The organism is Bradyrhizobium sp. USDA 241 (assembly GCF_049739505.1).
In the GTDB taxonomy this organism is placed as follows: Bacteria; Pseudomonadota; Alphaproteobacteria; order Rhizobiales; family Xanthobacteraceae; genus Bradyrhizobium; species Bradyrhizobium liaoningense.
The window spans coordinates 1,468,079-1,487,227 of sequence record NZ_JBMGPZ010000004.1; the positions used below are offsets into that span (position 1 = coordinate 1,468,079).

Below are 19,149 nucleotides of genomic sequence, written 5' to 3' on the forward strand. Positions count from 1 at the left end.
AAGGCGGGCCCCTAAAAATGCCGCCGTGGTGTTCCCGCCCACGTAATTTTTGGGGTTCCGCAGGTCGCGCGGATTGCTCGCCACGATCAGGGTGCGCGTTCCCGCTCGCTCGCGGAGGGGTAAGGACTTCAGCGGCCGGTCGAGCCGAAGCCGCCGGCGCCGCGATCGGTCGGCGACAACGTCGCGACGGGAACCAGGGCAGCCTGCACCATGGGTGCGATCACCATTTGGGCGATGCGCTCGCCGCGCTTGATCACGAAGGGCGCCGCGCCGTGGTTGATCAGGATCACCTTGATCTCGCCGCGGTAGTCCGCGTCGATCGTGCCCGGCGAGTTCAGCACAGTGACGCCGTGCTTGGCGGCAAGCCCCGAACGCGGCCGCACCTGCGCCTCGTGCCCCGGCGGCAGCGCGATCGCAAGGCCGGTCGGCACCAGCGCGTATTGGCCGGGGGCGAGCGTCATCGGCTCGCTGTCCGGAACGGCTGCCATCAGATCGAGGCCGGCGGCCTCGCTGGTCTGATAGGCCGGCAACGGCAGACCTTCGGCATGGGCGAGGCGCTGCAGTTCGACCGTGACCTTCGTTCTCAAGATGCCGTCTCCAGGGATTTGTCGGTCACGCTTCGGGCGATGTGCGCGACCAGCTCGGTGGCGACCTGTTCCTTGGTCATCACCGGCCAGGAATCAACTGCAATCTCACCGTCCTTGGCACCGTCCTTGCGGCTGAGGAGGTGGACGGTGTTGCGGTCGCCGCCCATCACGCCGGTGGCCGGCGACACGTCATTGGCGACGATCCAGTCGCAGCCCTTGCGCGCGAGTTTTGCTTTGGCGTTGTCGATGAGATGTTCGGTCTCGGCGGCAAAGCCGATCACCAGGGGCGGGCGCTTGTCGGTCAGCTTCGAGATCGTGGCGAGGATGTCGGGATTCTCGACCATTTGAAGCGGCGGCATGCCGGCCGCGGTCTTCTTCAGCTTCTGCTCGCCCTCGTTGGCGACGCGCCAGTCGGCGACCGCCGCGGCGAAGATCGCGATATCGGCGGGAAGCGCGGCCTGCACCTGCTCCAGCATCTGCCGTGCCGATTCGACGTGCTTCACTGTCACTCCGGGTGGATCGTCGAGGTCGACCGGGCCGCTCACCAGGATCACCTCGGCGCCGGCGGCCTGCGCGGCAGCGGCGATGGCAAAGCCCTGCTTGCCGGAGGAGCGGTTGGCGATGTAGCGCACGGGGTCGATCGGCTCGTGCGTGGGACCCGCGGTGATCAGCACGCGCTTGCCGGCGAGCGGCCGCGGCACCGGAGGCCGCAGCAGCCGTTCGGCGGCATTGGCGATCTCGATGGCCTCCGACATGCGACCGATTCCGGCTTCACCCGCTTCGGCCATTTCGCCCGAGTTCGGGCCGATCAGCACCGCGCCGTCGCGCTGGAGCAAGGCAACGTTGCGGCGCGTCGCCGCGTTGCTCCACATCAGCGGGTTCATCGCCGGCGCCAGCAGCACCTTGCGGTTGGTGGCGAGCAGGATGGCGCTGGCGAGATCGTCGGCATGACCGTTCGCCATCTTCGCCATCAGGTCGGCGGTCGCGGGCGCCACCACGATCAGGTCGCAGTCGCGCGCGAGGCGAATATGGCCGGCGTCGAATTCGCTCTGGGGGTCGAACAGGTCGGTGTAGACGCGCTCATGCGAGAGCGCGCTGACGGCCAGCGGCGTCACGAATTGCTGGGCCGCCTTGGTCAGCACGCAGCGGACCTCGATGCGACGTTCCTTCAGCCTGCGGATCAGGTCGAGCGACTTGTACGCCGCGATCCCGCCGCCGATGATCAGGGTGACGCTGGCCTCGGGGAGGGCGCCGGTGCGCTGCGGCGCCGGAGTGGCGGATGGGGCAGGCGGCACCGCAAACGGCGTCAGCGGCTCCTCGCGGCCCTCGATCAGCTCCCGCAGGATGACCCGAACCTCTTCCTCGACCGACCTGCGGTTCTTGGCCGAGCGCAGTCGCAGATAGGTTTTGACGCCGTCGTCGAGCTTGCGGATGGTCAGGCTTGCCATGACGCCCTCCAGCACGGAATGATAGCGATGCTATCATTCGCGTGATTGCAGTGCAATCAAAGATTCCGGACGGCGATCAGGATGCCGATGAATGTCGCGGCGATGATCCACATCGCCACGGTGCGCCAGCGGTTCTTGCGGCCTTCGCTGCGCCCCATGGCCGCGATGCTCTCCGGCGACAGCCTGATGCCCTCGCGGGTCATGGTCTCGAGCTGCTCGAGGACCTTCACCGACCGCTCGGCGATCTCCGGCAGGCGCATCAGCACGCGCGCGATGTCGCCGGTCCCGGCCAGCGCACCCTGCACCCGGCCGATGGGCCCGAGATTGCGCTCGATCCATTCGCGTACCACGGGGTCGGCGATCTTCCAGATGTCGAGCTTGGGATCGAAGCCGCGGGCCACGCCCTCGACCACCACCATGGTCTTCTGCAGCAGGATCAGCTCGGGCCGCGTGGTCATGTCGAACAGGCCGGTGACCTCGAGCAGCAGCGTCAGCAGCCGCGCCATCGAGATCTCCTCGGCGGTGCGGTTGTGGATCGGCTCGCCGATGGCGCGGATGGCTTGCGCAAAATTCTCGACAGAATGGTGCGCGGGCACATAGCCCGCTTCGAAATGCACTTCCGCCACGCGGCGATAGTCGCGGGTGATGAAGCCGAGCAGGATCTCGGCGAGGAAGCGCCGCTCCTTCATGCCGAGCCGGCCCATGATGCCGAAATCGACCGCGACAAGCCGGCCGGCATCGTCCAGGAACAGATTGCCCGGATGCATGTCGGCGTGGAAGAAGCCGTCGCGCAGCGCGTGCCGCAAGAAGCTCTGGATAATCTTGCGGCCGAGGTCGGGCAGGTCGACCTGCGACTCGGCAAGGCGCTTGTGGTCGTTCAGCGCGATGCCGTCGATCCACTCCATCGTCAGCACGTTGTGCGTGGTGCGGTCCCAGTCGACGGTCGGCACGCGGAAATCAGGATCGTCGCGCGTGTTCTCTGCCATCTCCGACAGCGCGGCGGCTTCCAGCCGCAAATCCATCTCCATCGCGACCGAGCGCGACATGGTGTTGATGACTTCGATCAGGCGCAGCCGCCGCGCCTCGGCCGAATAGGCTTCGGCCTTGTGCGCGACGAAGAAGAAATCGGAGAGATCGCGGCGGAAGCGTGCGGCGACGTTGGGCCGCAGCACCTTCACTGCGACCGATTTGCGGATGCCGTCGCGCAGCACTTCGCCGCGATGCACCTGCGCGATCGAGGCAGCCGCGACCGGCGGGCCGAAGCTCGCGAAAATGTCCTTCAGCGGCCGCTCCAGCGACGTCGCGATTGCGGCCTCGGCCTCGTCCTGCGGAAACGGCGGCAGGCGGTCCTGCAGGCTTTCGAGGTCGCGCGCCATGATGACGCCGACCACGTCGGGACGCGTCGCCAGGAATTGTCCGAGCTTGAGATAGGCCGGGCCCATCCGCGTCAGCGCGCGCGCGATCCGCGGGCCGTGCTTGGTGCCGCGGCGTTCGACGAGGCGCGCCAGTTTCAGCGCGAGCTGTCCCGGCGGCGGCACCAGGCTCGGATCGACCGAGCCGAACACGCCCTCACGCGCGAACACGAACGCGGCGCGGATCAGGCGCGTCATGTGGGTGATGGCAGAAATCACAAACGCCAGCCCGAATGCAGTGCCACGATGCCGCCGGAGAGTGTCTGCCAGCTGACGCGGGAGAAGCCGGCCTCGCGGATCATGTCGGCGAAAGCGGCAGGCCTCGGAAACTTGCGGATCGATTCGACGAGATATTGGTAGGATTCGGCGTCGCCCGTGACCATGCGGCCGAGCGGCGGGATCACCTTGAACGAGAACAGATCGTAGAGCTTGTCGAGCCCGGGCATCTCGACGGTCGAGAACTCCAGGCAGAGGAAGCGGCTGCCGGGCCTCAGCACGCGATAGGCCTCGCGCAGCGCCAGATCGATCTGCGGCACGTTGCGAATGCCGAAAGCGATCGTATATGCGTCGAAGCTGCGATCGGCGAAGGCGAGCGCTTCGGCATTGCCTTCGACGAAGTCGACTCGGGTGTCGAGATGCTGCCTGGCGGCGCGTTCGCGGCCCACGGCCAGCATATCGGTGTTGATGTCGCAGACGGTGGCATGGAAACCCGCACCCGCGGCCTTGGCGGCGCGGAACGCGATGTCGCCGGTGCCACCGGCAACGTCGAGCAGCGCGAACGGCCGGTCGCCCCTGGGCGGGTCGAGCGCCGTGATCATGATGTCCTTCCAGACCCGGTGCAGTCCACCGGACATCAGGTCGTTCATCAAGTCATAGCGCGACGCCACGCTGTGAAACACATCGTTCACCAGCGTCTGCTTGTCGCCCAGGGGGACGTCCCTGAAGCCAAAATGCGTGGTTTCGCCCGGCCGATCCATTACTCTACTCCGCGAGGCGGACCATAGCGCGCCCGCCGCAATGGCGCTATCACACCGCCTTCATAAGGTGAATGCCTGACCATGCCTGAATTGCCAGAAGTCGAGACCGTCCGCCGCGGCCTTCAGCCGGTGATGGAGGGTGCGAAAATCCTCGTCGCGGAGGCCCGCCGGCCGGACTTGCGCTTTCCGTTCCAGCCGGACTTCGTGGCCCGGCTCAAGGGCCAGGTCGTCACGGGCCTCGGCCGCCGTGCAAAATATCTCATGGCCGATCTCGGCTCCGGCGACGTCCTGCTGATGCATCTCGGCATGTCGGGCTCGTTCCGTGTCATCAAGCCGGACAACGACACCCGGCCCGGCGAGTTTCATTATCCGCGGGCCAAGGATTCCACCCACGACCACGTGCTGTTTCGGATGTCCTCCGGCGCCGACATCGTGTTCAACGATCCGCGCCGCTTCGGCTACATGAAAGTGATCGCGCGCAATGCGCTCGACGACGAGCCGCTGCTGCGCGGGCTCGGACCCGAGCCGCTCGGCAACGAATTCGACGCCGCGATGCTGGCGCGCTCCTGCGCCGGCAAGACCACCAGCCTGAAGGCCGCGCTGCTCGACCAGCGCGTCGTGGCAGGGCTCGGCAACATCTATGTCTGCGAGGCGCTGCACCGCTCGCATCTGTCGCCGCGCCGGATCGCCGCGACCTTGTCGACGAAGTCCGGACAACGCAAAGGCGTTGCCGGGGGCGAGCCAACGGACCACGCCAAGCGATTGGTCGGCGCGATTCACACCGTGTTGAACGATGCCATCAAGGCCGGCGGCTCGAGCCTGCGCGACCATCGCCAGACGTCAGGCGAACTCGGCTACTTCCAGCACTCGTTCAAGGTCTACGACCGCGAAGGCGAGAAATGCACGACGCCGCGCTGCGGCGGTACGATCAAGCGGTTCACGCAGAACGGCCGATCGACCTTCTGGTGCCCGAAATGCCAGAAGTGACGTCGTCACCGTAGATGAGCGCAAAGCCGCAGCAGGAACTACTCCTCTATTGCGAGCATAGCGAAGCAATCCGGCCGGGCTGGTGGCCGGACTGCTTCGTCGCTTGGGCTCGTTCACCGGACGGCGAAGAGCCCGACTGTCGCCCGAGCGATCGCCCCGCTCAGGACGCCAGTGTCGTGGTCTCGTCCGCCCCCTGTTCTGCAGCGATCTGCAGCATGCCGTGCGCTGCCGAGATGACCTGGTCGATCAGGACATTGGTGGTGGCTTCGAGCTCGAGCCGGGTCTCGATCCAGCGCCAGAGGCCGCGGATCTCGTCCGCCGACTTGCCGTTCGGCGCGAATTCGCTCACGGCAAGGCCGCTGGCAAGCGAATCCTGGTGGTCGTTGCGCATCGCGATCAGGGGACGTGCGAGCACCTCGGCGAGATCAAGCGAAGCTTCTTCAGCGAGGGTGCTGGCGGCGTTGTCGATCCGCTGGCCGCGGATCGGCGTCTGGTTCAGCACGAAGCCGTACGGCCGCTTCCAGGCGCGTGCGACGCTGAGCGTCGAGACGGTCGCCTCGATGTCGGCGACGCTGGGACGGGCCGGGATCAGGCAGAGATCGGAATGGCGGATCGCGGCGGTGGTCGCGGCGCTGAGACCGGCCGCGGTGTCGACGATCGCGAGCTGGAGGCCGCTGTCGGCGAGCATCTTCAGGCGAGGCTGGATATCCGCGGCGTTATAGATCGGCTCGACGATGAGATCGTCGGTGGTGCGGCGGCGTTGCCAGTTGGACAGGGTGCCCTGTGGGTCGGTCTCGATCAGGCGAACGGTGAAGCCGGACTGCTTGGCGCCAGCGCGAGACCGACGGCGAGGGTGCTCTTGCCACTGCCGCCCTTTTGGGTGGCCAGTACGATCGTGTGCATTGAAGTTCAATCCTTTGGAACGTTGGGTCAGGAATGCGCCACGCGAACGTGCACCGCTTCGCGATGCTGAGCTCTTCTCGCTCAGGACATGCCGGCCCGATCCAAAGGGGGGATCGCGGAGGTCCGAATCAACGATAACGATGATGGCGGAATAGGGAATGCCAGCGAATCCGTACCATTACCGGCTCCGTAGTCGTACGTGTGATGGTTGACCGTCCTGCCCCGGACAAAGCGCAGCGCAAAAGCGATGCGCTGCAGAGCCGGGGCCCCAGTGAGCCGCTTGCACGGAATTTGAGGACACATGGGTCCTGGCTCTGCGGAGCGTCACTTCGTGCCGCGCCGCGTCCGGGACGCGAGACGATGATGATATTGTCCGCGCTACTTCCGGACGCAGATGACGCGCACGACAGCGGCCTTTGCATCGGTCGACGTGCCATTCGCGGTGACACCGTTCGCCGTCAGGAATCCGCGCACCGCCTCTGCGGAGACCATCAAAGCCTGTGACGCCGGGACCAACGTCGCAGGCCCTGCGACCATGGCCGGCTTCAGCAAGGCCATGCCCGCGAATTTGCCGTCGGCGTCGATGGCCGGGCTGCCGGAGAATCCGATCGCCGGCGGCGGGGACAATGCGGAAGCGCTTTGCGTGACCGCCGCCAGCGCAGCCTTGACGCTCGACACGCCGGTCGCGCCGCCCTGGCTCTGCGGTTCGGCGATGCCGACGATGTCGACATTCGCCTTCGCTGCGCCGCCGGCGAGGCTGAGCGGCTTCAGGCCGCGGGCGCCGTAGATGTGCAGGAGCGCGAGATCATGCTCCTTGTCCTCGGCGAGGCGGTCGGCGCTGCCATGACCGGCGATCGTGATCGCGAGGCAGCCATCGGTGACGAGGCGGTCGGTGACGATCGCACCGTCGTCGCTGACGACGATGCCGGTGCCGTATTCGACGGTCTTGCGCGGCGGCGGCCCGGCTTGCGGTCCGGACGGAAATGCATTGAACGCGCTCGACATCGCGATCACCACCGGCTCGACCGTGTTCTCGGTCGCCTGGTCGTACAGGATCGTCATGGTGCGGACCTCGTCACCCTTGAAGGTGCCTCGCACGTAGAACTTCTTCAGGCCCTGCAATCCCGACAGCACGAAGAAGTCGGGCTTCACCACGGTGTAATCGACCTTGCGCCCGGACGGCTCCTTCTCCAGATCGGCGAGCTTTGCGGAGGTCGGGTTCACCTCCTTGCGGCGGCTAAACAGCACCTGAACCGTGCCGGTCGGCGAGGTCCATTTCGAGCCGTTGGCGTCGCTTGCCTGCTGCGGCACCAGCTTGCCGGGGATGCCGAGCCGGGCGCCGCTGGTCGGCTCCGTCACGATCTTCCAGCCAACGCCGTCCTGCTTCTTTCGGGCCGCCTCGGCGAGCGCGGCGCGTTCCTGCGGATTGAGCACGCCGGTCGGCTTGCCGCCCTTGGCCTTCTGGTACTCCTTGATGGCGTTGACCATGCGCTCGCTGACGTCGCCGGTGATGGCGCCGTTATATTGGCCGACCCAGGCGAGGTCGGACTGGAGCGACAGCCGCTCCGCTTTTGCCATGGCATCGGCCGTCGCCGACGGCGTCTGCATCGCAGGAGGCCGGACCGGGACGGTCTGAACCGTTTTCGGCTTGGTGCCGGGGACCTGTGGCGCCGTCATCTGGGCGTTCGCGCCTGTGGCGGCCGCAAACATCAGTGTTGCCGCAAGCATCGATCTCATGACAAATCCAGCCAGCCCATTGAACGCAGTGTCATTGAAGCACATCTCGTTGGTCGCGAACAATGTTGCGGTGGTTCAGGTTCGTGACCGAGCCACGCAATCAGGTCCTCATCCTGAGGAGCGGCCGAAGGCCGCGTCTCGAAGGATGGCCACGAGCGAGATCGGGGCCTTCATGGTTCGAGACGCGCGTTCCGCGCTCCTCACCATGAGGAGTGAGAGGAATGTAGGACGATGCTGAGCCCGGACGAACTCGAACGCTATGCCCGTCATATCGTGCTGCGCGATGTCGGCGGGCCGGGCCAGGCTGCGCTGAAGCGGGCCTCCGTGCTGGTGATCGGCGCCGGCGGGCTCGGCGCGCCCGCGCTGATGTATCTGGCTGCCGCCGGCATCGGCACGCTGGGCGTGGTCGACGACGACGTGGTCTCGCTGTCCAATCTGCAGCGCCAGGTCATCCACACCACGCCCGATATCGGCCGCCACAAGGTCGAGAGCGCCGCCGAGCGGATCTCGGCGCTCAATCCGCATGTCCGTTTCGTCGGCCACGCCACCTGGCTCAACGCGGACAACGCGCTCAGCCTGATCGGCGACTATGACCTCGTGCTCGACGGCTCCGACAATTTTTCGACGCGCTATCTCGTCTCCGACGCCTGCTTCTTCGCCAAGCGGCCGCTGATCACGGCGGCGCTCGGCACCTTCGACGGCTCGCTCACCACCATCCGTGCGCATGAGACCAACGAGCAGGGCGAGTTCAATCCGACCTATCGCTGCCTGTTTCCGGAAGCGCCGCCGCCCGGCACCGTGCCGGCCTGCGCCGAGGCTGGCGTCATGGGCGCATTGGCGGGCGTGCTCGGCTCGATGATGGCGCTGGAGGCGATCCGCGAGGTCGTCGGCTTCGGCGACGGCCTCGTCGGCCGTCTCCTGATGATCGATGCGCGCGCGATGCGCTTCGAGACGCTGCGCTACGGGCGCGATCCCGCCAATCCGCTCAACGGCGACGGGCCTGTGATCAGCGATCTGAGCGCCCATCGCACCTGATTGCCGCCGTTACCTGGTGGCCGGTTTCTCGCTGTCGAGATGGGCCATCTGCTCGGCCGCGTAACGCGTGCCCGAAGCGACATCCGGCGGGAAGGCCTTCGCCAATGCTGCGAGATGAGCTTGCGTCAGCGTCACCTTGGTTGCGCCGAGCGCTTCGGCCAGACGATTGCGGGTCCGGGCGCCGACCAGCGGCACGATCTCCCGGCCTTGCGCCGCCACCCAGGCGATCGCGACTTGCGCAGGCGTCGCGCCGACCTCATTCGCGATCGCGCGTAGAGAATCCACCAGCGCGAGATTGGCATCGAGGTTCGCACCCTGGAAGCGCGGCGTCATCAGCCGGTAGTCCTTGCCGGCCTTACCCGAATCCTTCGACCAGTGACCGCTGATCAGGCCGCGCGCCAGGACGCCGTAGGCGGTGATGCCGATGCCGAGCTCGCGGCAGGTCTTGAGGATGTCGCGTTCGATGCCGCGCTCGATCAGCGAATATTCGATCTGCAGGTCGGCGATCGGATGCACCGCATGCGCGCGGCGGATGGTGTCGGAGCCGACCTCGGACAGGCCGATATGCCTGACATAGCCCGCCTTTACGAGATCGGCGAGGCCGCCGATGGTGTCTTCGATGGGAACGTTCGGATCGAGCCGCGCCGGGCGATAGATGTCGACATGGTCGGTGCCGAGCCGCTGGAGCGAATAGGCGAGGAAGTTCTTGGTTGCGGCCGGCCGGCAGTCCATGCCGATGAAGTCGCCGGCGGGGCCGCGCAGCGCACCGAACTTGACGCTGATCCGCACCTTCTCGCGTGAAACGTCCTTGAGCGCCTCGCGGATCAGCATTTCATTGTGGCCCATGGCATAGAAATCGCCGGTGTCGAGCAGCGTGATGCCCGCATCGATTGCCGCATGGATGGTGGCGATGCTTTCGCCGCGATCGGAAGGACCGTAGGCGTCGGACATGGCCATGCAGCCGAGACCGAGGCTCGAGACGGTGGGGCCGGTTGAACCGAGTTTTCGTTGTTCCATGATGGCTCTCCTCGAAGGGCGCGGCGAATGCCGCGCGACGAGGACGGATATGCGCCCGACTGATTGAGCCGATAAGCTGGACAATCCGGAATGGCTTGTTCACAATAGCGAACAATGGCCGAGCCTGATCTGCGCGACCTCGACGTCTTCGTGGCCGTCGCCCGCACCCGCAATTTCCGGCGCGCGGCGGTCGAAATTCGCGTGTCAGTATCAAGCCTTAGCCAGCGTTTGCGCGACTTCGAGGAGCGCCTGGGCGTCCGCCTGATGAACCGCACCACCCGCAGCGTCGCCCTGACCGAGGCGGGGGAATTGCTGTTGTCGCGGGTGGCGCCGGCGCTGCGCGAGGTCGGCGATGCGCTGGACCAGGTACGGGGCCTGCGCGCGGTCGCCTCCGGCCGCCTCCGCATCAACGCACCGCCGCCGGCGGTCGATCTGGTGCTGGCGCCGATGGTCGGCCCGTTTCTCGCCGCGCATCCCAAGGTCGATCTCGACATCGTCTCCGAGAGCGGTTTCGTCGACATCGTCAGCGCCGGCTTTGATGCCGGCGTGCGCTATGGCGAGCACCTCGCGCAGGACATGGTTGCGATCCCCCTGAGCGGCCCGCAGCGCTACGTCGTCGTCGCATCGCCCGACTACGTCGCGCGCCGCGGCCGGCCGGAGCATCCGAAGGATCTGCTCGACCATGATTGCATTCGCGCCCGCTATTCGAGCGGCGTCATGCATGATTGGGAGTTCGAGAAGAACGGTCAGATCATGAAGGTCGATCCGCCGGCCAAGCTGATCTCGACCAACATGAATCTTGCCATGTGCGCCGCGCTCGACGGTGCCGGCATCTGGGCATCGCTCGACGGCTATGTCGGCGACGCGCTGAAATCCGGCGCGCTGGTCAGCCTGATGGAGGATTGGTGCGAGCCGTTCCCTGGCCCCTTCCTGTACTATCCGAGCCGACGCCAGACGCCGCCGGCACTGCGGGCCTTCATCGATTTCGTCGCGGACTGGCGCAAGCGCGAAACGCGCAGATCGTAGACCCTCGTGGTGAGGAGCGCGCTCTTGCGCGCGTCCCGAACACGCAGGCCCGCGCTGATGCAGCCGGGCCTTTCATCCTTCGAGACGCGCGTACAGCGCTCCTCAGGATGAGGAGTGGGAGCTTTTCGCGCAGAAACTCAGAGCATGCTCGGCAGCACGCGATCCGGCGGCTTGTGGGCGTCGAGGAAGGTGCGGATGTTGATGATCACCTTCTCGCCCATCTCGACGCGGCCTTCGATCGTGGCCGAGCCCATATGCGGCAACAGCGTCACCTTGCCGGCCCTGGCGAGCCGCACCAGCTTCGGGTTGACCGCGGGCTCATGCTCGTAGACGTCGAGGCCGGCGCCGGCAATCTCGCCGCCTTCGATCAACTTGATCAGCGTGTCCTCGTCGGTCACCTCGCCGCGCGCGGTGTTGACGATGTAGGCGTCCTTGCGGATCAGCTTCAGCCGCCGCGCCGAGAGCAGATGATAGGTCGCCGGCGTGTGCGGACAATTCACCGAGATGATGTCCATCCGCGCCAGCATCTGGTCGAGGCTTTCCCAATAGGTCGCGCCGAGCTCTTCGGCGATGACAGGAGCGACGGGACGGCGGTTGTGATAGTGGATCTGAAGGCCGAACGCGCGCGCGCGGCGCGCCACCGCCTGGCCGATGCGGCCCATGCCGATGATGCCGAGACGCTTGCCGCCGATGCGGTGGCCGAGCATCCACATCGGCGACCAGCCCGCCCAGGGCTTTCCTTCGGTCAGGATCGAGGCGCCTTCGATCATCCGCCTGGGCACCGCGAGGATCAGCGCCATGGTCATATCAGCGGTATCTTCGGTCAGAACCTTCGGCGTATTGGTGACGGTGATGCCGCGGGCATGGGCGGCCGCAACGTCGATATTGTCGACGCCGTTGCCGAAATTGGCGATCAGGCGGAGCTTGCAGTCGGGCTGGTTCACGACATCGGCGCTGATGTGATCGGTGACGGTCGGAACCAGCACGTCGGCAGTGCGCGCGGCCTCCGCGATCTGGTCGGCCGACATCGGCGTGTCCTCGAGATTGATCCGCGCGTCGAACAGCTCGCGCATTCGCGTCTCGATCGAATCCGGCAGCTTGCGCGTCACCACGACGAGGGGCTTTTTCTTCACCGACATGTCCTGCTCTCATGAGGCGTCGCGGTCCGCCTCTGTCGCCAAAGGCCGGCCGTTGAGGCCTCATTAACCCGGTTGTTCGACACTGCCCTTGCCGTGTCCGTCCCCGGCGCTTCCTCCAAGCTCTCCCGACATTTCCGGCCGGAAAATCGGGGCAAACTGGTTGTTCAAGTGCCCGTCCTCTCTAGCAGAAGGCCGGGCCAAGACAAGAACCACGGGCCGAGGCTTGGAACCCGCGTGGGGCGGGAAAAGGGGCAGACGCGGCAGGGTTTTGGAATTTGGGGTGAGGATCCGGTTCGGCCGGGTCTTCGACAGGAGACGGGTTGATGGCGTTGGGGCGTTTTTGTTCGGTGATGGCGCTCGTTTGCACCTGGTTGAGCGCCTCGGTCGGCCCCTCGCATTCGGCGAAGGACAATACCCCGCAGACCGCCAGCGGCTTACCGGTGCCGCGCTATGTCAGCCTCAAATCGGATCACGTCAACGTCCGCGCCGGCCCGACCAAGGACAATGACGTCGCCTGGGTCTACACCCGCGCCGGCCTGCCGGTCGAAATCACCGCCGAGTTCGAGAACTGGCGCCGGGTGCGCGATTCCGAGGGCGCCGAAGGCTGGGTCTATCACTCGCTGCTGTCGGGCCGCCGCACCGCGGTCGTCACCATGAAGCACAAGGACGACCTCGCCCCGATCTACGACCGGCCCGATCCCGACAGCGCGGTTGCAGCAAAGCTCCAGGCTGGCGTCGTCACGCAGGTGAAGAAGTGCGCCGCAAACTGGTGCCGCGTCATCGGCAACGGCTTCGACGGCTGGATCCAGCAGGAGCGCCTCTGGGGCGTCTATTCGGACGAGCAGGTGAATTGACGACGATAGGCGGAGGGCGCGCTCGCCGCTCCAGCGTCATGCCCGGGCTTGTCCCGGGCATCCACGACCTTTGCGCCTGGTCCAAAAACGTGGATGGCCGGGACAAGCCCGGCCATGACGATCTCAGTTCGATCTTAAGACGATCTCAGCGCTTCTTGCGCAGGCGCACAACCATGTCGATGCGGGAGATCTCGTAGCCCTCGGGCACCTCCGGCATCTTCGACAGCGCCAGATGCGGGTCCTCGATGTCGACCAGCTCGTGGCTGTTCTCGAGGTAGTAGTGATGGTGGGTCGTGACGTTGGTGTCGAAATAGGTCTTGGTGCCGTCGACACTGACCTGGCGGAGCAGGCCGGCATCGGTGAGCTGGTTCAACGTGTTGTAAACGGTCGCCAGCGATACCGGAACCTTGGCCAGCGTCGCTTCCTCGTAGAGCATTTCAGCCGTGAGGTGACGTGCACCCTTGCCAAACAGCAGCCAGCCGAGCGCCATGCGTTGGCGCGTTGGACGGAGCCCCGCGGACTGGAGCATTTCGTTGACGTCGTGCCACGGGCAGCCGGTCAAGGCCGGCTGGCGGCCGGACAGGAGGGCCGCAGCATGGGCGTCGTCGTCGTAGTGGGACGCGGTATTCTCGGTCATTTCCAGATTTCGGGCACGCGTGAACAATATCTCTTTGTTACTATAAGAAGAGAAAGATGCAGATGCAAGTTTCTCGCAACTAGAGAGGTTCTAATCAGGTTTGGAACCGGGCGATGAGCGCGTCATTTTACCTTCATGGATGCGCTTTGCCACCCGAAATGGCCTGTGTTAGAGAGCGCGCGGTTCCGCTTAGCCGATTTTGGTGCAGCCGAGCGTGAAGGCTTGGTTCGCAGTCCATCCGGGGCTTGCGCGAGTCGCGGCCGACGGTGGCAATTGGCGTTGCTGTCCGATCGAGACGGGGCCATTTTCGCCAAAGAACGCCGCTCAATCGAGATTGAACAGAGGCACGTGAATGCTGAACAGGCGCAACGGTTATGATTACGAAGATCTGCTGGCCTGTGCCCGCGGCGAGATGTTCGGTCCGGGCAATGCCCAGCTGCCGCTGCCGCCGATGCTGATGTTCGACCGCATCACGGAAATCACCGACAATGGCGGTGAATTCGGCAAGGGCCTGGTGCGCGCCGAGCTCGACGTGAAGCCTGACCTCTGGTTCTTCGGCTGCCATTTCAAGAACGACCCGGTGATGCCCGGCTGCCTCGGCCTGGATGCGCTGTGGCAAATGGTCGGCTTTTACCTCGGCTGGGTCGGCGGCGAAGGCCGCGGCCGGGCGCTCGGCCTGAGCGAGCTGAAGTTCGGCGGCCAGGTGCTGACCGACGCCCGCAAGGTTGTGTACAACATCGATATCAAACGCGTGATGCGGGCAAAGCTGGTGCTCGGCATCGCCGACGGGTGGCTTTCGGTCGATGACCAGATTATTTATCGCGCCAAGGATCTGAAGGTTGGCCTGTTCAAGCAGGGCACGAGCCTGGGCTGAGTGCATCACCAAGAAGACAACGATTGAGGCGAGGCTGTCATGAGGCGGGTTGTGGTCACCGGAATGGGCATCGTCTCGTCCATCGGAAACAACACCCAGGAAGTGCTTGCGAGCCTTCACGAGGCAAAGTCTGGCATTTCGCGGGCAGGGAAATATGCCGAGCTCGGCTTCCGTTCGCAGGTGCAAGGTGAGCCCACGCTCGATCCGTCGACGGTGGTCGACCGCCGCGCGATGCGTTTCCTCGGCCAGGGTGCGGCGTGGAATCACGTCGCGATGGAGCAGGCGATCCAGGACTCCGGCCTGTCGCCCGACGAAGTCTCCAACATCCGTACCGGCATCATCATGGGCTCCGGCGGTCCCTCGGCCCGCACCATCGTCGAAGCCGCCGACATCACCCGCACCAAGGGACCCAAGCGCGTCGGCCCGTTTGCGGTGCCGAAGGCGATGTCTTCCACGGCCTCCGCGACGCTTGCAACCTGGTTCAAGATCAAGGGCGTGAACTATTCGATCTCCTCGGCCTGCGCGACGTCGAACCATTGCGTCGGCAATGCCTATGAGACGATCCAGATCGGCAAGCAGGACATCATCTTCGCCGGCGGCTGCGAGGAGCTGGACTGGTCGCTGTCGGTGCTGTTCGACGCCATGGGCGCGATGTCCTCGAAATACAACGACACGCCGGCCACGGCGTCGCGTCCCTACGACCTCAATCGTGATGGCTTCGTCATCGCCGGCGGCGCCGGCGTGCTGGTGTTGGAAGAGCTCGAGCATGCCAAGGCGCGCGGTGCGCGCATCTATGGCGAGATCGTCGGCTATGGCGCGACCTCGGACGGCCACGACATGGTGGCGCCTTCGGGCGAAGGCGCCGAGCGCTGCATGCGCATGGCGATGTCGACGGTGAAGACCAGGGTCGACTACATCAATCCGCACGCGACCTCGACACCTGCCGGCGATCCGCCGGAGATCGAGGCGATCCGAAAAGTATTCGGCGTCGGCGAGAAGTGCCCGCCGATCTCGGCGACCAAGGCGCTGACCGGCCACTCGCTGGGCGCCACCGGCGTGCAGGAAGCGATCTATTCGCTGCTGATGATGAACAACGGTTTCATCTGCGAGAGCGCGCACATCCAGGAGCTCGATCCCGTGTTCGCCGACATGCCGATCGTGCGCAAGCGCATCGACAACGTCAAGATCGGCACCGTGCTGTCGAACTCCTTCGGCTTCGGCGGCACCAACGCTACGCTGGTGTTCAGCCGGCTGGATGCGTGACATCATTGGTGCATTGTTGATTTCTTCGTCATGGCCGGGCTCGTCCCGGCCATCCACGTGTTGGCCTCAAGCATCGAAGCGATGAGCCCGGTCACGGCGAAGCGGAAGGTGATGGTGAGATGGAAGGTCTGATGAAAGGCAAGCGCGGTCTGATCATGGGCATCGCCAATGATCACTCGATCGCCTGGGGCATGGCGCGGACGCTGCATGCCCATGGCGCAGAGCTTGCCTTTACCTTCCAGGGCGAGGCGCTCGGCAAGCGCGTGAAGCCGCTGGCGGAGCAGCTTGGCGTGGATCTGGTTCTGCCTTGCGACGTCGAGGACATCGCCAGTGTCGATGCCACCTTCGCTGCGCTCCGCGAGAAATGGGGTCGGCTCGACTTCGTGATCCATGCGATCGGCTTTGCCGACAAGAACGAGCTCAAGGGCCGCTACGCCGACACCAGCCGCGAGAATTTTTCGCGCACCATGGTGATCTCCTGCTTCTCGTTCACGGAGGTCGCAAAACGCGCCGCCGAGCTGATGACGGAAGGCGGCAGCATGATGACGCTGACCTTTGGCGCGTCGGAGCGCGCGATGCCGAATTACAACGTGATGGGTGTGGCGAAGGCGGCGCTGGAAGCTTCCGTGCGCTATCTCGCCGCCGATTTCGGACCGCGCGGCATCCGCGTCAACGCAATCTCCGCGGGCCCCATCCGCACGCTCGCCGGCTCCGGCATCGGCGAGGCGCGGGCGATGTTCGCCTTCATGCAGAAGCACGCACCGCTTCGTCGCGGTGTCACGCTCGACGACCTCGGCGGCTCGGCGCTGTATCTGCTGTCGGATCTCTCCGGCGGAGTGACCGGCGAGATCCACTACGTGGATTCCGGCTACAACATCATCCTGATGCCGAGGCCGGACGACCTGAAGACGCCGGACTAAAGCGGAATGGCTTTAGGTTGAGTCGATTGCCGCGGCTCCTTCACCTCTCCCGCTTGCGGGAGAGGTCGGCGCGAAGCGCCGGGTGAGGGCTTTCTCCTCTTGGGGATTGTCCCATTGCGGAAATACCCTCTCCCCGACCCTCTCCCGCGAGCGGGAGAGCACCTCCGTCGTTGCAGCGATCCAGCCTCATCTCATCACGCTCTAACCCGCCGCGATCTTCTCCGCGCGCTGGAACGCCTGCCGCGCGATGCAGCGCGCCAGATAGGCGTCGAAGGCCGGCCGCGACGGCACCATCTTGAACAGCCGTACTGCGAAGTTCAGGCCCGAGCCGACCGTGATGTCAGCAGCAGAAAAGTCTTCGCCGAGAATCCACGGTCCTTTCTCAAGCGCGGCTTCCAGCACGTCGAACACCTGCGTCGCGCTGCCCCACGCCGCGGTCGAGGTCGGGATCTCGATCTTCGTGAAGATCTGGATGATGGCGGGCTCGATGCAGCCCGGCGAGAAGAACAGCCATTGCAGGTAGCGCGCGCGGCGCGGGTCGGTCACCGCGGGCGCCAGTTTCGTCTCGGGATAGCGGTCGGCGATGTAGGCGCAGATGGCCGCGGCTTCCCCGAGCGCCGCGTCGCCGTCGGTCAGCGCCGGCACCTTGCCCATCGGATTGATCTTTAGAAAGTCCGGCGTCTTCTGCGCGCCGGTCGAAATATCGGTCAGCACGCGCTCGTAGGGCAGGCCGCTCTCTTCCATCAGCCAAAGCGTCGTGAACGAGCGCGAGCGGGGCGACCAATAGAGCTTGATCATGGCGAGGAACCTCCTCAACGTGGAGCGCGACGAGGCTCATTCATCGCCTGTCCGCCGCGAATCCGCAACGTACAAGTCGCAATGCGTGGAGGTGACGCCTTGCCTTGCGACATCTTGGTCGACGGGACCGCGGCGGCGAGTCGCTCAATCCTGCTTGAGATAGCCGGGGAGAGTCCGGTCGAGCCTCGCCGCAACGAGTGCGCGGGTCCTTTCTCGCAACGCTGTATTGCTCGCGGCGGAGGCAGGAGGATCGGGAAACTGCGAATTGTCGAGCTTGGTGATCGGATCTTCCGTCAGCCTCATGCTCTCGGCGAGATTGGAGCCGAAATTCGCGAAATGCCGATTGATCTGCTCATAGCTCCTGCCGTCAATCAGGTTGACCGCAACATTGGCGAACAAATGCGAATGTCTGGCGAAAGAGCCGAGGCCTCGGCTGTAGGCGCCGATGCCGTCCAGCACCAGGCTGGTGCCTTGTAATTCGGTCTTGTACCTCGTAACGACGAGATAGCGATCGCAATTCGCATTGGAGGTGATGTTGCGAACGATGGCCGGTAAACGCTCGCTCGGATCAGGGAAGAGCCTGGATTTTGGATTGTAGAATGGCTCGAACGCTCCCTTGGGGTAGCTGATCTTCCTGATCGACGGATCGGCGCCGCTTGCGGCACGCACACGCGCCAGCGGGATGTCGTCAAGGCTCCAATCGTCGATCGGAATCTCGTTGAATTCGGTCTCGAACACCGTGAGGCCGAACTTCTCGACGGAGAACCGACCGCCGATCGCTGAGATGACGCCCAGGCGGCAAGGGCCGGTCTCGATTGCTGCCGGTTGCCTCGTGGCGGTATTGGCCTTCGCTGCATTTGGCTTGGAGGCGGGTTTCTTGACCGCCGGTTTAACAGGCGCGCCAGGAGCCGCCGATGCTGGGACCTCGGCCCATCCAGTGGCAGTCAGGCACGATGAAGCGAGGATGCCGGCGACGATGAAACGACAGAACATGATCGGGGAATGAGCGGTCGATAGTGTGAGAGTTGCAAAACTAGAGCGTGTAAGCCGCGCCTGCAAGCGTGGCGCGCGGCTTCAAGCTGCCCTCTTCCACCGATAATATTTCATCATGAACCCATTCGACGGCTCGATCTCTTCCTTCTCGAATACAAAGCCCTCGCGCTCGTACCAGCGCCAGGCCTTTTCGTTCTCGCGCACACAGCGCAGATACATCTCGTCGGGCATTTGCGTGCGCGTGAAGGCGAGCAATTGCCGGCCGATCGATCGGCCCTGATAGGCGGGCGCGACGAACAGCATGTCGAGATAGAGCTTTGGCACATGCAGCGCCAGCATCGCAGCGATCGTGCCGTTGTCATCGGCGACGAACAGGCTCCAGCCGTTCGCGATCTCGCGCCTGATGCGCGCGCGCAGGTTGGCCAAGAGGAAGTCGCTGGTCTCGGCAAGCCTGGTCGAGGCCCAGCTCTCCATCCAGACGCGACCGACCTCATCATACTCGTCGGCGCGGGCAGGGCGGATGACGGGATGCGGCATCGGAG

Annotated in this window: 18 protein-coding genes and 1 pseudogene; 7 read left to right on the forward strand and 12 right to left on the reverse strand. The window is 65.0% G+C overall.

All coding sequences use genetic code 11. The annotated features are described in order from the left end of the window. Positions 1-128: 128 nt before the first annotated feature. The 4 genes from dut to ubiE are packed head-to-tail and all read right to left on the reverse strand — an operon-like array spanning position 129 to position 4,424. Complete coding sequence (gene dut / locus ABIF91_RS16760) at positions 129-587, reverse strand: dUTP diphosphatase (RefSeq protein WP_028176474.1); 459 nt, start codon at positions 585-587, stop codon at positions 129-131. Further along, positions 584-2,035: a bifunctional phosphopantothenoylcysteine decarboxylase/phosphopantothenate--cysteine ligase CoaBC gene (gene coaBC / locus ABIF91_RS16765; protein WP_028176475.1), complete on the reverse strand. Its 1,452-nt coding sequence runs from the start codon at positions 2,033-2,035 to the stop codon at positions 584-586. Before coaBC ends, dut begins: the two co-directional genes overlap by 4 nt. Before the next feature lie 56 nt (positions 2,036-2,091). Next, the gene (gene ubiB / locus ABIF91_RS16770; protein ID WP_028176476.1) at positions 2,092-3,666 is read right to left on the reverse strand and encodes a 2-polyprenylphenol 6-hydroxylase; all 1,575 of its coding nucleotides are present in this window, start codon (positions 3,664-3,666) and stop codon (positions 2,092-2,094) included. Next, complete coding sequence (gene ubiE / locus ABIF91_RS16775) at positions 3,663-4,424, reverse strand: bifunctional demethylmenaquinone methyltransferase/2-methoxy-6-polyprenyl-1,4-benzoquinol methylase UbiE (RefSeq protein ID WP_028176477.1); 762 nt, start codon at positions 4,422-4,424, stop codon at positions 3,663-3,665. The genes ubiB and ubiE overlap by 4 nt, the downstream gene beginning before the upstream one ends. Before the next feature lie 81 nt (positions 4,425-4,505). On the opposite strand from ubiE, the gene mutM reads away from it, so the two are divergent. Beyond that, positions 4,506-5,411 carry a bifunctional DNA-formamidopyrimidine glycosylase/DNA-(apurinic or apyrimidinic site) lyase gene (mutM, locus tag ABIF91_RS16780; RefSeq protein WP_028176478.1) on the forward strand — a complete coding sequence of 302 codons (906 nt, stop codon included), beginning with the start codon at positions 4,506-4,508 and terminating at the stop codon, positions 5,409-5,411. 160 nt (positions 5,412-5,571) lie between these two features. On the opposite strand, the pseudogene ABIF91_RS16785 reads toward mutM, so the two are convergent. Then, a pseudogene (locus tag ABIF91_RS16785) lies at positions 5,572-6,314 on the reverse strand (AAA family ATPase). Positions 6,315-6,692: 378 nt separating this feature from the next. Beyond that, complete coding sequence (locus tag ABIF91_RS16790) at positions 6,693-8,051, reverse strand: serine protease (protein WP_028176479.1); 1,359 nt, start codon at positions 8,049-8,051, stop codon at positions 6,693-6,695. Between the two features lie 231 nt (positions 8,052-8,282). Between ABIF91_RS16790 and ABIF91_RS16795 the strand changes: the two genes are divergently transcribed. Then, positions 8,283-9,086 carry a HesA/MoeB/ThiF family protein gene (locus ABIF91_RS16795; RefSeq protein WP_028176480.1) on the forward strand — a complete coding sequence of 268 codons (804 nt, stop codon included), beginning with the start codon at positions 8,283-8,285 and terminating at the stop codon, positions 9,084-9,086. A gap of 9 nt (positions 9,087-9,095) precedes the next feature. Here ABIF91_RS16795 and ABIF91_RS16800 read toward each other — a convergent pair whose 3' ends face one another. Continuing rightward, entirely contained in the window at positions 9,096-10,103 is a 1,008-nt protein-coding gene (locus tag ABIF91_RS16800) for an aldo/keto reductase (RefSeq protein WP_028176481.1), read from the reverse strand. Between the two features lie 114 nt (positions 10,104-10,217). Between ABIF91_RS16800 and ABIF91_RS16805 the strand changes: the two genes are divergently transcribed. Beyond that, complete coding sequence (locus ABIF91_RS16805; protein ID WP_035674500.1) at positions 10,218-11,129, forward strand: LysR family transcriptional regulator; 912 nt, start codon at positions 10,218-10,220, stop codon at positions 11,127-11,129. Positions 11,130-11,266: 137 nt separating this feature from the next. Here the strand turns inward: ABIF91_RS16805 and ABIF91_RS16810 are convergent, their stop codons facing one another. Next, positions 11,267-12,268: a 2-hydroxyacid dehydrogenase gene (locus ABIF91_RS16810; RefSeq protein WP_028176483.1), complete on the reverse strand. Its 1,002-nt coding sequence runs from the start codon at positions 12,266-12,268 to the stop codon at positions 11,267-11,269. Between the two features lie 323 nt (positions 12,269-12,591). Here ABIF91_RS16810 and ABIF91_RS16815 point away from each other — a divergent pair, with 323 nt between their 5' ends. Beyond that, positions 12,592-13,122 carry an SH3 domain-containing protein gene (locus tag ABIF91_RS16815; RefSeq protein WP_028176484.1) on the forward strand — a complete coding sequence of 177 codons (531 nt, stop codon included), beginning with the start codon at positions 12,592-12,594 and terminating at the stop codon, positions 13,120-13,122. A gap of 145 nt (positions 13,123-13,267) precedes the next feature. On the opposite strand, the gene irrA is transcribed toward ABIF91_RS16815, so the two are convergent. Further along, on the reverse strand, positions 13,268-13,759 hold the full coding sequence (gene irrA / locus ABIF91_RS16820) for an iron response transcriptional regulator IrrA (RefSeq protein WP_035674497.1): 492 nt from the start codon (positions 13,757-13,759) through the stop codon (positions 13,268-13,270). Positions 13,760-14,111: 352 nt separating this feature from the next. Here irrA and fabA point away from each other — a divergent pair, with 352 nt between their 5' ends. From fabA to fabI, 3 genes are all read left to right on the forward strand, one after another. Beyond that, positions 14,112-14,633: a 3-hydroxyacyl-[acyl-carrier-protein] dehydratase FabA gene (gene fabA, locus ABIF91_RS16825; RefSeq protein WP_028176486.1), complete on the forward strand. Its 522-nt coding sequence runs from the start codon at positions 14,112-14,114 to the stop codon at positions 14,631-14,633. A gap of 39 nt (positions 14,634-14,672) precedes the next feature. Next, on the forward strand, positions 14,673-15,896 hold the full coding sequence (fabB, locus tag ABIF91_RS16830) for a beta-ketoacyl-ACP synthase I (RefSeq protein WP_028176487.1): 1,224 nt from the start codon (positions 14,673-14,675) through the stop codon (positions 15,894-15,896). Between the two features lie 119 nt (positions 15,897-16,015). Next, the gene (gene fabI, locus ABIF91_RS16835; protein ID WP_028176488.1) at positions 16,016-16,816 is read left to right on the forward strand and encodes an enoyl-ACP reductase FabI; all 801 of its coding nucleotides are present in this window, start codon (positions 16,016-16,018) and stop codon (positions 16,814-16,816) included. A 201-nt stretch (positions 16,817-17,017) separates the two neighbouring features. Here fabI and ABIF91_RS16840 read toward each other — a convergent pair whose 3' ends face one another. The 3 genes from ABIF91_RS16840 to ABIF91_RS16850 all read right to left on the reverse strand — a co-directional run bounded on the left by ABIF91_RS16840 (position 17,018) and on the right by ABIF91_RS16850 (position 19,144). Then, positions 17,018-17,614 carry a glutathione S-transferase family protein gene (locus ABIF91_RS16840; protein ID WP_028176489.1) on the reverse strand — a complete coding sequence of 199 codons (597 nt, stop codon included), beginning with the start codon at positions 17,612-17,614 and terminating at the stop codon, positions 17,018-17,020. Positions 17,615-17,758: 144 nt separating this feature from the next. Continuing rightward, positions 17,759-18,673: a hypothetical protein gene (locus tag ABIF91_RS16845; protein ID WP_424579265.1), complete on the reverse strand. Its 915-nt coding sequence runs from the start codon at positions 18,671-18,673 to the stop codon at positions 17,759-17,761. Positions 18,674-18,688: 15 nt separating this feature from the next. After that, entirely contained in the window at positions 18,689-19,144 is a 456-nt protein-coding gene (locus ABIF91_RS16850) for a GNAT family N-acetyltransferase (protein ID WP_028176491.1), read from the reverse strand. Positions 19,145-19,149 lie beyond the last annotated feature (5 nt).

What these genes read in the sequence shown, in the direction of transcription:
- coaBC (WP_028176475.1), bottom strand. Translation starts at nt 2,035, where the DNA reads ATGGCAAGCCTGACCATCCGCAAGCTCGACGACGGCGTCAAAACCTAT.
- ubiE (WP_028176477.1), bottom strand. Translation starts at nt 4,424, where the DNA reads ATGGATCGGCCGGGCGAAACCACGCATTTTGGCTTCAGGGACGTCCCC.
- mutM (WP_028176478.1), top strand. Translation starts at nt 4,506, where the DNA reads ATGCCTGAATTGCCAGAAGTCGAGACCGTCCGCCGCGGCCTTCAGCCG.
- ABIF91_RS16790 (WP_028176479.1), bottom strand. Translation starts at nt 8,051, where the DNA reads ATGAGATCGATGCTTGCGGCAACACTGATGTTTGCGGCCGCCACAGGC.
- ABIF91_RS16795 (WP_028176480.1), top strand. Translation starts at nt 8,283, where the DNA reads ATGCTGAGCCCGGACGAACTCGAACGCTATGCCCGTCATATCGTGCTG.
- ABIF91_RS16800 (WP_028176481.1), bottom strand. Translation starts at nt 10,103, where the DNA reads ATGGAACAACGAAAACTCGGTTCAACCGGCCCCACCGTCTCGAGCCTC.
- ABIF91_RS16805 (WP_035674500.1), top strand. Translation starts at nt 10,218, where the DNA reads ATGGCCGAGCCTGATCTGCGCGACCTCGACGTCTTCGTGGCCGTCGCC.
- ABIF91_RS16810 (WP_028176483.1), bottom strand. Translation starts at nt 12,268, where the DNA reads ATGTCGGTGAAGAAAAAGCCCCTCGTCGTGGTGACGCGCAAGCTGCCG.
- ABIF91_RS16815 (WP_028176484.1), top strand. Translation starts at nt 12,592, where the DNA reads ATGGCGTTGGGGCGTTTTTGTTCGGTGATGGCGCTCGTTTGCACCTGG.
- irrA (WP_035674497.1), bottom strand. Translation starts at nt 13,759, where the DNA reads ATGACCGAGAATACCGCGTCCCACTACGACGACGACGCCCATGCTGCG.
- fabA (WP_028176486.1), top strand. Translation starts at nt 14,112, where the DNA reads ATGCTGAACAGGCGCAACGGTTATGATTACGAAGATCTGCTGGCCTGT.
- fabB (WP_028176487.1), top strand. Translation starts at nt 14,673, where the DNA reads ATGAGGCGGGTTGTGGTCACCGGAATGGGCATCGTCTCGTCCATCGGA.
- fabI (WP_028176488.1), top strand. Translation starts at nt 16,016, where the DNA reads ATGGAAGGTCTGATGAAAGGCAAGCGCGGTCTGATCATGGGCATCGCC.
- ABIF91_RS16840 (WP_028176489.1), bottom strand. Translation starts at nt 17,614, where the DNA reads ATGATCAAGCTCTATTGGTCGCCCCGCTCGCGCTCGTTCACGACGCTT.
- ABIF91_RS16850 (WP_028176491.1), bottom strand. Translation starts at nt 19,144, where the DNA reads ATGCCGCATCCCGTCATCCGCCCTGCCCGCGCCGACGAGTATGATGAG.